At 66.5% G+C, this 15,699-nt stretch carries 12 protein-coding genes and 1 pseudogene; 3 read left to right on the top strand and 10 right to left on the bottom strand.

From position 1 onward, the window contains the following. Positions 1-7: 7 nt before the first annotated feature. The 8 genes and pseudogenes from AC1D34_RS16275 to AC1D34_RS16240 all read right to left on the bottom strand — a co-directional run bounded on the left by AC1D34_RS16275 (position 8) and on the right by AC1D34_RS16240 (position 10,646). Positions 8-888, bottom strand: a pseudogene (locus AC1D34_RS16275) (oxidoreductase). A gap of 125 nt (positions 889-1,013) precedes the next feature. After that, positions 1,014-1,970: an AEC family transporter gene (locus AC1D34_RS16270; protein WP_441488802.1), complete on the bottom strand. Its 957-nt coding sequence runs from the start codon at positions 1,968-1,970 to the stop codon at positions 1,014-1,016. Between the two features lie 159 nt (positions 1,971-2,129). Further along, entirely contained in the window at positions 2,130-3,473 is a 1,344-nt protein-coding gene (locus AC1D34_RS16265; protein WP_476824733.1) for a YncE family protein, read from the bottom strand. 75 nt (positions 3,474-3,548) lie between these two features. Continuing rightward, a complete protein-coding gene (locus AC1D34_RS16260; RefSeq protein WP_476824732.1) occupies positions 3,549-6,470 on the bottom strand; it encodes an FAD-binding and (Fe-S)-binding domain-containing protein in 2,922 nt (973 codons plus the stop codon). 88 nt (positions 6,471-6,558) lie between these two features. Then, positions 6,559-8,088, bottom strand: a complete 1,530-nt coding sequence (locus tag AC1D34_RS16255; RefSeq protein WP_476824731.1) for a tripartite tricarboxylate transporter permease — start codon at positions 8,086-8,088, stop codon at positions 6,559-6,561. 10 nt (positions 8,089-8,098) lie between these two features. Beyond that, on the bottom strand, positions 8,099-8,596 hold the full coding sequence (locus tag AC1D34_RS16250) for a tripartite tricarboxylate transporter TctB family protein (RefSeq protein ID WP_441504829.1): 498 nt from the start codon (positions 8,594-8,596) through the stop codon (positions 8,099-8,101). A gap of 164 nt (positions 8,597-8,760) precedes the next feature. After that, positions 8,761-9,744 carry a Bug family tripartite tricarboxylate transporter substrate binding protein gene (locus AC1D34_RS16245; RefSeq protein ID WP_476824730.1) on the bottom strand — a complete coding sequence of 328 codons (984 nt, stop codon included), beginning with the start codon at positions 9,742-9,744 and terminating at the stop codon, positions 8,761-8,763. A gap of 164 nt (positions 9,745-9,908) precedes the next feature. After that, positions 9,909-10,646 carry a GntR family transcriptional regulator gene (locus tag AC1D34_RS16240; protein ID WP_476824729.1) on the bottom strand — a complete coding sequence of 246 codons (738 nt, stop codon included), beginning with the start codon at positions 10,644-10,646 and terminating at the stop codon, positions 9,909-9,911. Between the two features lie 159 nt (positions 10,647-10,805). Here AC1D34_RS16240 and AC1D34_RS16235 point away from each other — a divergent pair, with 159 nt between their 5' ends. From AC1D34_RS16235 to AC1D34_RS16225, 3 genes are all read left to right on the top strand, one after another. Then, a complete protein-coding gene (locus AC1D34_RS16235; protein ID WP_476824728.1) occupies positions 10,806-12,005 on the top strand; it encodes a pyridoxal-phosphate-dependent aminotransferase family protein in 1,200 nt (399 codons plus the stop codon). Between the two features lie 160 nt (positions 12,006-12,165). Continuing rightward, a complete protein-coding gene (locus AC1D34_RS16230; RefSeq protein ID WP_441504825.1) occupies positions 12,166-12,957 on the top strand; it encodes an enoyl-CoA hydratase/isomerase family protein in 792 nt (263 codons plus the stop codon). 114 nt (positions 12,958-13,071) lie between these two features. Beyond that, positions 13,072-13,695: a transglutaminase-like domain-containing protein gene (locus AC1D34_RS16225; RefSeq protein ID WP_476824727.1), complete on the top strand. Its 624-nt coding sequence runs from the start codon at positions 13,072-13,074 to the stop codon at positions 13,693-13,695. Here the strand turns inward: AC1D34_RS16225 and AC1D34_RS16220 are convergent. Both AC1D34_RS16220 and AC1D34_RS16215 read right to left on the bottom strand, forming a co-directional pair. Beyond that, positions 13,598-14,227, bottom strand: coding sequence for a 2OG-Fe(II) oxygenase (locus AC1D34_RS16220; protein ID WP_476824726.1), 630 nt, complete (start codon positions 14,225-14,227; stop codon positions 13,598-13,600). The two genes, AC1D34_RS16225 and AC1D34_RS16220, sit on opposite strands and share 98 nt — an antisense overlap. Positions 14,228-14,354: 127 nt before the next feature. Continuing rightward, the gene (locus tag AC1D34_RS16215) at positions 14,355-15,626 is read right to left on the bottom strand and encodes an acyl-CoA dehydrogenase family protein (protein WP_476824725.1); all 1,272 of its coding nucleotides are present in this window, start codon (positions 15,624-15,626) and stop codon (positions 14,355-14,357) included. Positions 15,627-15,699 lie beyond the last annotated feature (73 nt).

The raw sequence follows: 15,699 nt of genomic DNA, 5'->3' as shown, positions 1-15,699 counted from the left end.
CTTGCGTTCAGCCGAAGAGATTGCGGAACTGCCGCGGCTGGGAGCGCAGATACTGGTTGGGCGCCTTGACGCTGGCACCGAGATGGGCGGCGGCGTGCCAGGRCCACCGCGGATCGTAGAGGATGCCGCGCGCCAGCGCGACGAGATCGGCATCGCCGGTGCCGACGATCGCTTCGGCCTGATCCGGCTCGGTGATCGGAAGCCGACCGGGATCTCCGCAGGGACCACGGCCCGCACGGCATCATAGACTTCGAGCGGCAGGCGCATGCGGTTCTCGAGCGAGCCGCCATACTCATCCCCGCGCTGGTTCGAGAGCGGCGAGAGGAACTGGTGCAGGAGATAGCCGTGGGCGGCGTGCAGCTCGATCGCCTGCAAGCCCAGCCGCACGGCGCGCTTGGCCGATGCGGCGAAGTTCTCGCGGATGCGGGCGATGCCTGCGAGATCGAGCGCGAGCGGCGCCCGGGGATGATCGCCAAACGGGATGGCGGACGGGGCAAGCGTCTGCCAGCCGCCTTGGTCGAGCCCGAGCTGGCCGCCGCCTGTCCAGGGCGCGGCCACCGAGGCCTTGCGCCCGGCATGGCCGAGCTGGATGCCGATCGGCATGTCGGAATACGCACGGACCGCCGCCAGCGTCCTGGCCAGGGCCGCTTCCGTCTCGTCCGACCAGAGGCCGAGGTCCAGCGGGCTGATCCGGCCCTCCGGCTCGACGGCCGTCGCCTCGATGAACATCAGCGCGGCGCCGGACAGGGCGAGATGGCCGAGATGGATCGTATGCCAGTCGGTCGCCCGGCCATCCTCGGCCGAATACTGGCACATCGGCGCGATCACGATGCGGTTGGCGAGTTCGAGGCCGCCGAGCTTGTACGGGGTGAAGAGCTGGCTGGTCATGATGCCTCCGGCGGTTCCATCGCGCCGCGCGGACGGACCCGCCGACCGGCTGTTTCTAGCCGTCTCGCCAAGCCGCTGACTACAGGCAACAGCGCAAGGGCACGGTTGCAGTTGCGAAGAGAGCGCTACGGCGCTCCCGTGGCAGCCGAGACCAGCCAGATCGCGACGGGGAAGGTCAGCGCCGCCAGGGCCGTGGAGAGCACGATCGCAGCCGCGATTGGCCGGCTATCGGTCTCGAAGCGCTCGGAGATGACGAAGACATTCGCCGCGATGGGGAGGGCCGAATAGAGCACGCCGGCCGTGACCCAGAACGCGTCAAGCTTGAGCACGACGGCAAGCACGATCCAGGTCACCAGCGGGTGCAGCACGAGCTTGCCGACGACCAGTGGTGCAATCCCGAGGGCCGGGAGCTTGCTGCCGCCACCGCTCCATTGTCGCGCCGCGAGGCCGAGCGCGAAGACGCCGACCGGCGCAGCCGCATTTCCGAGGAAGGAGAGGAAGCGGTCGACCGGTTCCGGGATCGCGACCCCGCTGACCGAGAGCGCGAGGCCGCCTGCGATCGACAGCATGAAGGGGTTGAGGATCGTGCCGCGAATGAGCCGGCCGGCAATGGCGGGTGCCGAACCGGCGCCGCGCCCGGCCTCGATCAGCCCGATCGACAGGGGCACGACCAGCGCCGTGTCGCAGATCAGGCCGATCGCGATCGGCGCTGCGGCGCGCTCGCCGAGGAAGGCCAGCATCAGGGGAATGCCGAGAAAGGCGAAATTGCCGCCGACGAGGCTCTGCCCGCGCGAGACCGCATTGGGGAAGGGCAGGGCGCGCAACCGCGTGCCGATGAGGATGCCAAGCGCCATGATCGTCACGCCGATTGCTGCCAGCGCCACGAAGAAGGTCGTGTTCCAGAGCTCGGCGATCGGCTGCCGCGACATCACGCGCAGCACCATTGCCGGCGTCGCGATCATGAAGGCGAAGGTGTTGAGCACCCTGACGGAATCGGGGCCGAACAGCGTGCGGCCGGAAACCAATGCGCCGAGCGCGATCACCGCGAAGAACGGCGTGCTGGTGGCAAGGAATTGAAGCATCGATTGCGCTGACGGCTGGAGAACCCGCGCGTCGTCCCGGCCGTGCCTGTCCCGGCACCGGAATGACGCGCGTTGTCCTGCTCTCTACCAGCCGGGACTTGGCATTGGCCATGCGGCCCGATGCCTGACCGCCCGCCGCCAACGCAGGCCCCGTCGTGATCAGTTCGCCTGGAAGGCGCCGATCATGTAGCTCTCATTGCCGATCTCGGTGACGCGGCCCTTCACCTCGTAGCTCGCGAGATCGACGATCCAGACCACGCTGGAATTCGACTTGCCCTTGGGCGCTCCGGTGATCGCGGCATATTTTCCGTCGGGGGTGATCGCGATGCCGCGCGGGCGGGAGGGCTCGCCGCCGGGCGTCTTCAACTCGACCCTCTTGATCGTTGCCGGCTGCCCGGCGATGGCCTTGGCGACATCGATGATGTCGATATTGTTCGAGCGGAAATGCGTCGACAGGATGCGCTTGCCGTCCGGCAGGAACGCCGCCACGAAGGGGCGTGTCGGCACGGACTTGTCGTCGGTGCCGACCAGCACGCGGGCGACCTCGGCCTTGGCAGGGTCCGACAGCGCCTTCTCGACATCGATGATCGAGACGGTATTGCCGGGCCTGTCGGTCTGCGCGTTCTCGCGCGAGGCATGCGCCACAAGCTTGCCGTCCGGGCTGGTCGAGATGCCGAAGCCGCCCGCCTGCACGGGAATGCGCGCGATCTCCGCTCCGACTTCACCCGCAATCGCCTTTTGCAGGCTGATCACCGAGATATCGTCCGTTCCGCCATTGGCGCCGAAGATCGTGCCCCCACCGAGCGGACTGATCGTCACGCCGTTGGTGTCAGGGAAACAGCCGAATTTCGGGTCGGGCGCGCGGTGCGGCACGGGATCGGGAGGGCATGGGAAGCCGGGCTTGCCGAAAGCCTGCTCGACCCGACGAATGACCTTGTTGCTGGCGAGGTCGACGATGCTGATATGGCGGCCRCCATCCTCGTCGCCCTTCTGTTCGGCATGGGCGAGCGCGGCATGCCGGCCGTCAGGAGCGATCGCGAAGCCGGTCGGCCCAAAGCCTTCCGTCTCGATATAACCCTCGACGGCCGCAAGCGTGCCGTTGCTCGCCGGATCGAGCGCCTTCTTGAGATCGACGATGGTGACGGTGCCGGCATGGCCGTGCTGGAAGGCGGCGGCATCGTCGGGCCTGGTGCGGCCGGAATGATTGACCACATAGGCGCGCCGGTAATCCGGCGCGATGGTGATGGTGATCGGCTGGCCGCTGGAGATTGTGTCGGCCTTGCCGGTCCCGGTCGCGTCGATATCGGGCGTGACGCGGATGCGGTTCACCACCGCTCTCGGCGTGCCGTCATTGGCCGGATCGATCGCCCTTTCGAGGTCGATCACCAGGACGACATTGTCCCAGCGCCCGCTTGCGAGGAAATAGTCCTTTGCCATGGCGGCCTGTATTCCTCCGGCAGCGATCAGCGCCGTGACGCCAGTCAGAAGCATCGTCCTTAGCATCGTCCGTCCTCCTTCGGCTCACCCGTTTGTCCGGGTCCTTGGTTGGGATGCCTGCTGCCGCTCCGGCTTTTCGCGTCAGCCCTCCAACGCCATGTCGAGCACGCGGGCGACATGCAGCGCCTCTCGGCCTGCACCATCGTGGATCTGGTGGCGGCAACTCGTGCCATCGGCAACGACGAGGTCCTGCGCGCCTGCCTTGCGCACTGCCGGCAGCAGCGAGAGCTCGGCCATGGCGAGCGAGACATCCATGGTGTCCGCGCCGTAGCCGAAGGCACCCGACATGCCGCAGCAGCTCGACTCGATCGGCTTGACGTCGAGACCCGGAATCGCGCGGAGCGTCGCCTCGACGGCGCCCATCGCCGCGAACGCCTTCTGGTGGCAATGCCCGTGCAGATGGGCGACGCGGCCCGCCTGGTCCTTCAGCGGCAACGTGGTCGTCCCCGCCTTGATATCGGCCGCGAGCAGCTCTTCGAGCAGGAAAGCCGCGCTGGCCGCGGGTTCAACCTGCTCCTTGGGCAGGATCGCGCCAAACTCGTCGCGGAAGGTCAGCAGGCAGGACGGTTCGAGCCCGACGATGCGGGCGCCCCCGGCAATATAGGGCGAGAGCGCATCGAGCGTGCGCTTGGCCTCGATGCGCGCCTCGTCGACCAATCCGGCCGAGAGGAAGGTCCGTCCGCAGCAGAGCGGCCTGCCGCCGTCAGCCGGTTCGACCTTGTGGATGCGATAGCCGCCGGCCGCGAGCACGCGCTCAGCCGCCTCCATATTCTCGCGCTCGTAGTAGCGGTTGAACGTATCGCCGAAGAGCACGATGTCGCGGCCGTCGCCCTTCACATCGCCAGGCGTTGCCGGGTTGCCGGCCTGCACCCAGGGCTTGCGCCAGACCGGCAGCGAGCGGCGCGCGCTGAAGCCGAGCCAGCGCTCGCTCAGTTTGGCCAGAGCAGGGATGCGATCGCGCAGGTTCATCAGCGGCGCCAGTTTCGCGGCATAGGGCGCATAGCGCGGCAGCCAGGCGATCAGCCGTTCCTTCAGGGGCAAGCCATGGCGCTGGTGATAATGGTGGAGGAACTCGATCTTCATCCGGGCCATGTCGACGCCGGTCGGGCAGTCGCGCTTGCAGCCCTTGCAGGAGACGCAGAGATCGAGCGTCTCCTTCATCTCAGGCGAGGTGAGGGCGTCGGGGCCGAGCTGCCCGGAGATCGCGAGGCGCAGGCTGTTGGCGCGCCCGCGCGTCAGATGGGTCTCGTCCCTGGTGGCGCGATAGGACGGGCACATCGTGCCGCCGGAGAGTTTCCGGCAGGTGCCATTGTTGTTGCACATCTCGACGGCGCCGCCGAGCCCGCCCCAATCGGACCAATCGAGTGCGGTTGCGGCCGGGATAGGCGTCGCATAGCCCGGCGGAAACCGCATCAGGCTGCGATCGTCCATCTTGAGCGGCCGCACGATCTTGCCGGGATTCAGCCGGTTCTCCGGGTCGAACCCGTCCTTCACCGCCTCGAAGGCGCGCGTCAGCGGGCCGCCGAACATCGGTTCGACGAATTCCGAGCGGGAAATGCCGTCGCCATGCTCGCCGGAATAGGAGCCCTTGAACTGGCGCACGAGGTCGCAGGCGGCCTCGGCGATGCCGCGCATCGCCTTGACCCCGGCCTCGTCCTTCATGTTCAGGATCGGGCGGACGTGCAGGCAGCCGACCGAGGCATGGGCGTACCAGGTTCCGCGCGTGCCGTGACGGGTAAAGAGCTCGGTCACCGCGTCGGTATAGTCGGCGAGATGTTCGAGCGGGACGGCGCAGTCCTCGATGAAGGAGACCGGCTTCCCGTCGCCCTTCATCGACATCATGATATTGAGGCAGGCCTCGCGCACCTCCCAGACCGGCTTCTGCCGTGCCGGTTCGACGACCTCGACGACCGCGTCGGCAAAGCCGTGATCGGCCATGCACTGGTCGAGCCGCTTCAGGTCGTACTTCAGCGCCGCGAGATCGTCGCCGGCGAATTCGACCAGCAGCAGGCAGTTCGGCTGGCCCCTGGTGATGTCGGCGAGCGTTCGCACGAAGAGCGGGATATCGGCACCGAGCACCAGCACATTGTTGTCGACGAGCTCGACCGCGACCGGACCCAGCGCCACGATATGCTGCGTCGTCTCCATCGCCGCACGAAAATCCGGGAAATGGCAGACGCCCATGACGCGGTGGGTCGGCAGGGGCGAGAGCCTGAGCGTCGCCTCCGTGGTGATCGCGAGCGTGCCTTCCGAGCCGACCAGCAGATGCGACAGGTTCGGCCGGGCCGGGAGCAGCTCGTCGAGATTGTAGCCGCCGACCCGGCGCTGCACCTTCGGGAAGATGCGCTCGATCTCGTCGCGGTGCCCGTCCGCCAGGGACAGCATCCGCGTCATCAGGTCCCGCGTCCTGACCGAGGCATTGTCGCCGACCGGGTTCTCGCCCAGCGCAAAGGCCTCGCCGTCATGGAACTGCGCCCGCAGGGCAATGACATTGTCGACCATCTTGCCGTAGCGCAGCGAGCGCGCGCCGGAGGAGTTGTTGCCGGCCATGCCGCCAATGGTGCAGCGGCTCGCGGTCGAGGGCTCGACCGGGAAGAACAGGCCGTCCTTCTTCACATGGCTGTTGAGCTGCTCCAGCACGATGCCGGGCGCGACCGAGACCGTGCGCGAGGCCGGGTCATAGTCGCGGATCGCGTTAAAATGCCGGCTCATGTCGAGGATCAGCGCATCGCCGATCGGCTGGCCGTTTTGCGACGTGCCGCCGCCGCGCGCGATCACCGGAACGCCGTGCTCGGCCGCGATCTGGAGCGCGGCCGCAATGTCGGTCTCGCTCTTCGGAAAGGCGATACCCTGCGGGATGATCTGGTAGATCGAGGCGTCGGTGGCATAACGCCCGCGCGTGAATGCGTCGAAGCGGACCTCGCCTTCGAGCGCCTGGGCGAGGCGCCGTTCGAGCCCGAGATTGCGCGAGCCCTGTTTGGCGAGGGGGGCAGCATGGGTCATCGCGTCACGTATCCATTCCAGTTCATCTCGACCCGGCTCTGCGTTTCAATTTGGCCGGGACGACCCGCGTTCGCGTCCGAACGCATTCTCACTCGGCGGCTTCTGCCGCCTTTCCGGCCCGGCCGCTTCTGCGCCGCACCGCCCCGATCAGGTCCGACACCGGCCCCCAGAAGAGCAGGATCATCGCGAGCGCAACCAGTGTCGTGACGAGCCCGTTGGCGAAGAAGACCCCGAGACTGCCGCCCGAGCCGAGCAGGGCCTGCCGGAAAGCGTCCTCGGCCCGGTCGCCCAGGACCAGCGCCAGCACCAGCGGCGCCAGCGGGTAGTCGAGCTTCTTGAAGACATAGCCGATGATGCCGAAGATCAGCATCAGCCAGATGTCGAAGATCGAGTTGGAGATCGTATAGGCGCCGATAGCGCAGACGATCAGGATCACCGGCGCGACGAAGGAGAAGGGGATGCGCATGATCGCGGCGAAAAGCGGCACGGTCGCCAGCACGATGATCAGGCCGGCGAGGTTGCCGAGATACATCGAGGCGATCAGCCCCCAGACGAAGTCCTTCTGCTCGACGAAGAGCATCGGCCCGGGCTGAAGCCCCCAGACCAGCAGGCCGCCGAGCAGCACGGCCGCCGTGGCCGAGCCCGGGATGCCGAGCGCCAGCATCGGCAGCAAGGCGCTGGTGCCGGCGGCATGCGCCGCGGTCTCCGGCGCAAGCACGCCCTCGATCTCGCCCTTGCCGAAATTGGCGCCGCGCCGCGAGAAGCGCTTGGCGAGGCCATAGCCCATGAAGGAGGCGGCGATCGCGCCGCCGGGCGTCACGCCCATCCACATGCCGACGAGGCTGGAGCGGACGAGCGTCGCCCAGTAGCGCGGCAGCCCGGCCCAGGTCCGCAGCACGACCTTGAGATCGATCGTCGCCTGCTTGCCCTTGAAGACCAGTCCCTCCTCGACGGTGAGCAGGATCTCGCTGACGCCGAACAGGCCGATTACGACGATAAGGAAGTCGAAGCCGCGCATCAGCTCGGTCGAGCCGAAGGTCATGCGCAGATCGCCCGAGATCGAGTCGAGCCCGACTGCCGCCAGCAAGAAGCCGATGCAGAGCGAGGCCAGGATCTTTGCCCGGTTTTCCCGGCCCATGCCGATGAAGGAGCAGAAGGTCAGCAGGAAGACGGCGAAGAACTCGGCGGGCCCGAAGCGCAGCGCGAAGGAGGCGACCAGGGGGGCGACGAAGGTAATCAGGATGACGCCGGACAGCGCCCCGATGAACGAGGCCGTGAAGGCGGCCGTCAGTGCCTCGGCCGCCTTGCCCTGCACCGCCATCGGATAGCCGTCGAAGGTGGTCGCGACCGACCAGGCCTCTCCGGGAATATTGAACAGGATCGAAGTGATCGCGCCGCCGAACAACGCCCCCCAGTAGATCGAGGAAAGCAGGATGATCRCCGAGGTCGGGTCCATGCCGAAGGTCAGCGGCAGCAGGATCGCGACCCCGTTCGGACCGCCGAGGCCCGGCAGCACGCCGACAATGATGCCGAGCACCACGCCGATCACCATAAAACCGACATTGTGCCAGGAGAGCGCGACCTGGAAGCCGGCGATCAGCGAGGAGAGGTCTTCCATCAGCGCAACCTCAATAGCCGAGCATGGCTTCGAGCGGACCCTTGGGCAGGGGCACGCGGAACTGCTGTTCGAAGATCCAGAAACAGACGATCGGCACGAGGACGGCCGTCAGCACGATGCTCCACCAGCGCGAGGTCGCGACGACGGCCATGAAGACGAGGATGAAGACGCTCGCGGCGACATAGAGCCCGAGCGGCTGGATCAGCGCGACGAAGAGAACGAGCGGGCCGAGCACGCGCGAGACCTGCCCGAGCTGCTCGAAGGTGACGAAGACGCTGTTCTCTGTGCGAAAGGACTGCACCAGGATGAACAGCGAGGCGGCCAGGAACAGCCAGCCGACGCGGGCGGGGAAGAAGCCGTTCTGCGGGCCATTGTCCCAGCCGGCCCCGCGGCCATAGGAATCCCAGAGCACGACGAAGGCGAGGCCGATCAGGATCGCGGCCGTGCCAAGTTCGACGGGGCGGCGCGAGAGGCCGCGCGGCGCTTCGCCTTCAGGATGAGCGGACATCGACATCTCCGGACGTCGGCAGAGGGTTGAGGCCCGCCGTGACGGCGGGCCGGTCGGGCTCAGGCATCGGCCCGAAAAGTGGGCGCGGTTTTCGGAAAAGCCGATGCAAACGTAGAAGGCTGCATGATCGGATCGGATATGTTTCCGGTCCGATCATGCAAGGGCTACTTCGCCGTGAAGCCGGCTTCGCCCATCAGCTTGGCGTGCTTCTCCTCATCGGCCTTGAGGAAGGTCACGAACGCCTCGCCGTCGCGATAGTCCGGAACCAGCGCGCTGCGGGCGAGGTAGTCCTTCCATTCCGGCGTCTCGGAGACCTTCTTGAACAGGTTCACGTAGAAAGCCTGCTGCTCCTTGGTGACCTTGCCGGGCATGAACATGCCTCGCAGCATCTGATAGGTGACGTTCAGTCCCTGCGAGGCGCAGGTCGGGATATCGGCCCAGGATTTTCCGTCGGCGACCGGCGTCGAGTAGGTCATCTTCTGTTCGGAGAAGACGCAGATCGGCCGTGTCGCCCCGCCGCGCCAGTTGGCGACGTCCTCGGCCGGGTTGTTCGTGCTGGCGTCGATGTGATTGCCGGAAAGCTGGGTCGAGGCCTGGCCCCCGCTGGTGTGCGGGATATAGGCGAACTTGACGCCGCCGGCCCTCTCCATGCCGAAGACGATCAGGTTGTCCTCGCGCTTCGACGAGGTGCCGCCGATCTTGAGCGGGGGCGAGGCGGCCTTGGCCGCTGTCATGAAGTCGCCGGCGGTCTGGTAGGGCGCCTTGGCGTTGACCCAGAGCACGAAGGAATCCTGCGCCATCATCGCGATCGGCGTGTATTCGGTCCAGTTCAGCGGCAGCTTGGTCGCCATCGGCGTCATGAAGATGCCGCTCGACGTGGTGATCAGCTTGTGCGGGTCGCCCGCCGCCTTCTGGATGTCGAGCATGCCCTCGGCGCCGCCGGCGGCCGGCTTGTTGACGACGATGATCGGCTGCGAGGTCAGGTTATTCTTCTGGATGATGCCCTGCATCGTCCGCGCCATCTGGTCGGAGGCGCCGCCGGCCGAAAAAGGCACGACGATTTCGATGGCCTTGGTCGGCTCCCAGGCGAGGGCGGGGGTCGTAACTGCTACGAGCGCCGCGCCAGCGGCAAGCCAATGCTGCTTCATCTCTTCCAACCTCCCTGCAACGCGCTCTGTCGGCGCCGTGGCGAGAGCCTAGAATCAAAAAATTTTGCATTCAATCTGAAAAATGATGATGGCCGAATTGACGACGACACTGCCCGGCCGCCGTCCCGTATCAATGCCGGGGAGGTCTCAGGCTGGGGTTGGACTCAGGCAAGGCTGTTCTCGTCGTCCGCCTGCGCGGCGCTCTGATGCTGCGYGGCTTTTCGCTTGTTGCGCAGATGCAGGAACATGATGTCGCTGAGCTCGCTGCCGGCGCGTCGGCGCAGGGCATCGAGGATCGCCTCGTGCTCGCGCATCGCCTCGCCCCAGCGGTCGCGCTCCTTGTCGAGATTGGCGGAATAGCGTACGCGCCGGATGCGGCCGGCAATGCTGTTATAGGTCGCGCTGAGCGTCGCATTGCCGGCGGCCGCGACGATCATGCGGTGGATGTCCTGGTTGCACTGGAAATAGCCGTGCATGTCGCGCCGCAGGTAGAAACGGTACATCTCGTGATGAGATTGCTCGATTTCGGCGATTTCTTCGTCGCTGATGCGTTCGCAGGYCAGCCGCCCCGCCAGGGCTTCGAGCCCGCCCATCACGTCGAACAATTCGCGCAGATCATCGGCGCTCAGGGCGCGCACGCGTGCGCCGCGATTGGGCAGGAGGTCGATCAGCCCTTCCGCGGCCAGGACCTTGAGCGCCTCGCGCAGCGGCGTGCGCGAGATGCCGAACCGGTCGCAGAGCAGGCGCTCGGGCACGCGTGCGCCATCGGCGAGATTGCCCTCGACGATATAGTCGCGCAGCGCGGCCAGGAGTTCGCCGTGCAGCGATGTCTGGCCGGTGCCGTCCTCGCGTCGCAGCGACGGGCTTTCGGTCGTCTCAGTGTCGAGCGCGATAGTCGTCATGCTGGTTTGCTACGCGAGTGGGCGGCCCCGTGTCGAGATCGGCCAGCATAATATTGCACGCGCGAGCGGTGTTGCCAAAGACAAAAATGAATGCAAAACATCGGCGATCACGAGCGGCGAGCCGGAAGCGCCGCCACGTCCGAATAGGGAGTTATCGCCATGGCATCGCAGCAGGGTCGCCATTTCCTCCAGATTCCCGGCCCGAGCCCGGTCCCTGACCGGGTCCTGCGGGCCATGGACATGCCGGTGATCGATCACCGCAGCGCCGAGTTCGCGAAGCTCGGGCGCGAGGTGCTCTACGGTGCCAAGTCGGTCTTCAAGACCAGCCAGCCGGTGGTGATCTATCCGTCCTCCGGGACCGGTGCCTGGGAAGCGGCGATCGTCAATACGCTCTCTCCGGGCGACACCGTGCTGATGGCCGAGACCGGCCATTTCGCCACCCTCTGGCGCCAGATCGCCGGCCGCTTCGGCATCGAGGTCGATTTCATTCCGGGCGACTGGCGTCGCGGCGCCGACCCGGCCGCGATCGAGGCAAAGCTGGCCGAGGACCGCGGCCGCAAGATCAAGGCGGTGATGGTCGTCCATAACGAGACCTCGACCGGCTCGACCAGCCGGATCGCTGAGATCCGCAAGGCGATCGACAAGGCCGGCCACCCGGCGCTCTTCATGGTCGACACCATCTCCTCGCTCGCCTCGGTCGACTACCGGCACGACGAATGGCAGGTCGACGTCACGGTTTCCGGCTCGCAGAAAGGCCTGATGCTGCCGCCGGGCCTCAGCTTCAACGCGATCTCGKAAAAGGCGATGGCCGCCTCCCGGGCGAACACAATGCCGCGCTCCTATTGGGACTGGCAGGAGATGGTCAAGATCAACGCCAACGGCTTTTTCCCCTACACGCCGGCGACGAACCTGCTCTATGGCCTGCGCGAAGCAGTCAGGATGCTGCATGAGGAGGGGCTGGACGCGGTCTTCGCCCGCCATGAGCGCCTTGCCGCGGCGACGCGGGCCGCGGTGAAGGCCTGGGGCCTCGACATCCTCTGCGAGAACCCCGCGGAATATTCGCCGGTGCTGACCGCCGTGCTGATGCCGCCGAGCCACGACGCCGACCATTACCGCAAGGTGGCGCTCGAGAAGTTCAACATCTCGCTCGGCTCCGGCCTCGGCAAGGTGGCCGGCAAGGTCTTCCGGATCGGCCATCTCGGCGAATGCAACGAACTGACCCTGCTTGGCGCGCTGTCCGGCGTGGAGATGGGGCTGGCGGCAGCCGGCGTGCCGCATCGCAGCGGCGGCGTGCAGGCCGCAATGGCCGCGCTCGAAAGCCGCGAGGAAGCCAATACACCGAAGGTTGCGGTCGCCTGACGAGGGGAGAAGTCCCGGGGGCCCTCTGAACCGAGAGAGCTCCCGGGGCTTCGCGCTCGCCTTGCGAGCATTTCTGCGCGTCCGTGGCGCAGGATTCGGAGTGCCGCAGGCCGAAATGCCCATGGTAGAACCGGGGCAATCGCAGCTCCGGAATCCGCCGATGACCGATCCCTCCAGTTCCATTCTGTTGACCGTCGAGGCCGGTGTCGCAGTGCTGACGCTGAATCGTCCCGACGTGCTGAACGCCTTTGATGCGGCCATGGCGGAAACTTTCCTGGCCCGAATCGAGGAGATCGCGGCGCGCCGGGATGTCCGCGCCATCCTGCTGAAGGGCGCGGGCAGGGGCTTCTGCGCCGGTGGCGACGTCTCGCAATTCACCGCTGGTGGCGACCCCGAGACCGCGATCGAGGCGATCATCACGCCGCTGCATGCCGGGCTGAAAAGGCTCGATGAATTGCCGCAGCCTTCGATCGCCTGCCTGCATGGCGCGGTGGCCGGAGCCGGATTCAGCCTGGCGCTTGCCTGCGATCTGGCGATCGCCGCGGAGAATGCGAAATTCACGCTGGCCTATGCCCGGATCGGTGCGACGCCGGACGGGTCCGGGACCTATCATCTGCCGCGCATCGTCGGCATGAAGAAGGCAAAGGAGCTGGCGCTGCTCGCCGAGACGATCGATGCGGGCGAGGCGTTGCGGCTCGGCCTGATCAATCGCACCGTGCCGGCCGAGTGTCTCGATGCCGAAGCCATGGCGCTGGCGCGCAAACTGGCTGCCGGGCCGACCCAGGCCTATGGCCGCATCAAGGCGCTGCTCGGCGCTTCGCTGAGCAACACGTTGAGCGCCCAGCTCGACGCCGAGCGCGACGCCTTCCACGCCTCGACCCGGACCGCGGATTTCAGCGAGGGTGTCTCGGCTTTCCTGGAGAAGCGGCCAACCCGGTTCACGGGCCAGTAGATCACCGGGGCCGGATATCGGGTCCGGTCCGACGATCTCGCCCTTTTAGTATTTGCATCGGCTTTGTCCGAAGGCCGCAAACCACTTTCCCGCCGATGCTTGAGAGGATTGGCAATGCAGGATTCCCACCACGTTCTCTTCACGAGCCCCGCTGAGTTCGTCGACAGCGACCATCCGATGGTGATCGCCGAGGCGCGCCTGCTGACTTCGGGCATCAGCGACCCTGCCGGGCAGGCCGGCATCCTCTATCAGGCGGTGCGCGACGGCATCCGCTATGACCCCTATGGCGACTATCTCAACCCCGAGACCTATCGCGCCAGCTCCGTGCTGGCGGCCGGCATCGGCTACTGCGTCGGCAAGGCTGCGCTCTATGCAGCCTATTGCCGGGCCATCGGCATTCCCGCTCGCATCGGGCTCGCCGACGTCAAGAACCATCTCGCCACGCCGCGCCTGCTGGAGGCCGTCGGCACCAATGTCTTCGCCTATCACGGCTATACCGAGGTTTTCCTCGACGGGCGCTGGCTGAAGGCTTCTCCGACCTTCAACGCGCGCCTCTGCGACAGGCTCGGCGTTGCGACGCTCGGCTTCGACGGCAAGAGCGATGCGCTGCTGCAGAGCTTCGATGGGCAGGGCCGCAGTTTTATGGACTATGTCGCCCAGCACGGCAGCTTCTTCGATGTGCCGGTGAAGTTCCTGATCCGCGAGATGTCGCGCGCGGACGCTGCTCGACCAGGGTGAACTCCCCGCCGGTGAAATCGACGCCTGGCTGCGAGAGCAGGATGACCATCTGGAACGGGAAGAACAGGTCGCCGTAAAGGTCCTGATGCAGGCAGTTATAGTCGCCGGCGCCGTATTTCAGCAGCAGCGGGGTCGGCCGGGTCTGTCCGGCCTCGTGGCACAGGGTCAGGAAGGCGCCGAGCGCGTCGGGATAACGCTGCGCGATCCCGAGCGTCTCGTTCCAGCGGTTCGCCACGGGGGCGAGGCGCTCGTAGATGGCCGGCCGCAGGGCCGCCAGCATCTCCGGCAGCGGATGGGCGAAGTACTGGTACTCGCCACTGCCAAAGCCGTGCCGCGCCATGACGATGCGGCTGCGGAAACGGCTCTCGTCGGCATAGAGCGCAGCCAGCGCGCGGCATTCCGCCGGGCTGAGCAAAGGCCCGGTCAGGCCGACGCCATGGGAGTCGAGTTCGGCCTCGATCCGGCGCCAGTGCAGCGCGTCGACGCGCGCCGCGAGGGATGGAGGTTCGGGCAATTTTGCCGCGGCTGGCATGGCGGGGGCCTTCTTCGACTGGCATGTGCGTGTCGAGGAAGGCTCCCATGCCTCGGGCACCGGCTTCCACCCGGTTTCTGCGCGGCCTGCTGGATATCCGGACCACGTCCCGGTCCGGGCCRGTGCCTTAACCCGCGGGCTTGAGATAGGGCATCTTTACGCCCTGCTCGGCCATCGTGCTGCGATTGCTCGCCTGCCGCTTCTTGATCTCGGCACGGGCGACCGTGCGCAGATGCACCTCGTCCGGCCCGTCGATGAAGCGCAGCGCCCGGCCCCAGCTATAGATGAAGGCGAGCGGCGTATCATTGGAGAGACCGGCGGCGCCAAAGACCTGAATGGCCCGGTCGGCGATCTTGGTCTGGAGCCGCGTCGCCACGACCTTGATCGCGGAGACCTCGGTGCGCGCGGCCTTGTTGCCGTGCTTGTCCATCATCCAGGCGGCGCGCAGGCAGAGCAACCGCGCCTGGTCGATTTCCATGCGCCCTTCGGCAATCCAGTCCTGGACATTGGCATAGTCTGAGAGATGCCGGCCAAAGGCCTTCCGCTGCTGCGCGCGCTCGACCATCAGTTCGAGCGCGACCTCGCATTGGCCGATCGTGCGCATGCAGTGGTGGATGCGGCCGGGCCCGAGCCGCGCCTGAGCCAGCGCAAAGCCCGCGCCTTCCTCCCCGAGCATGTTGGCGGCCGGCACGCGGACAGTGTCGAAATCCGTTTCGGTATGGCCTTCCGGCGAATGGTGGTTGAGCAGCGGCAGGTTGCGCATCACGCTCACGCCCGGCGTATCCATCGGCACGATCACCATGGAATGGCGCTTGTGCGGGTCGGCCTCCGGGCGCGTGTCCGAGAGGCCCATGACGATGCAGAACTTGACGTTTGGATGCAGGGCGCCGGTGGTCCACCATTTCCGGCCGTTGATGACATAGTCATCGCCGTCGCGGGTGATCGTGGTCTGCAGATTGGTCGGATCGGAGGAGGCGACGCCGGGCTCGGTGATGCCGACGCAGGAGCGGATCTCGCCCTTTATCAGCGGCACGAGAAAGCGTTCGCGCTGCGCCGGCGTCGCGAACATGTGCAGGATTTCCATGTTGCCGGTGTCCGGGGCGTTGCAGTTGAACACCTCCGATGACCAGAAGATCCGGCCCATGATCTCCGCCAGGGGGGCGTATTCGAGATTGCTCAGCCGTGTGCCGGGCTCGTCGGGCTTCAGCGCCGGCAGGAATAGGTTCCACAGGCCCTCGGATTTCGCCTTCTCCTTCAGCCCGTCGATCAGTGCCAGCGGATAGCGCCCGGCCTCGACCTCATGTTTCCATATGGCGTCGGCCGGCTGCACATGGGCATCCATGAAGGCCTGCAGCCGTGAGCGGAGCTCTTCGACCCTGGCGGAATAGGCGAAATCCATGGTGATCCCCGTTCAACTCTGGTCGATGATGGTTGCGGCCTGCCGCGCGAAGCTCTCCGCCATCCCGCCATCC

This window comes from Allobosea sp. P1_A7 (assembly GCF_056406775.1).
The sequence above is the reverse complement of the archived record's forward strand: the minus strand, read 5'-3'. Positions and strand labels throughout refer to the sequence as shown.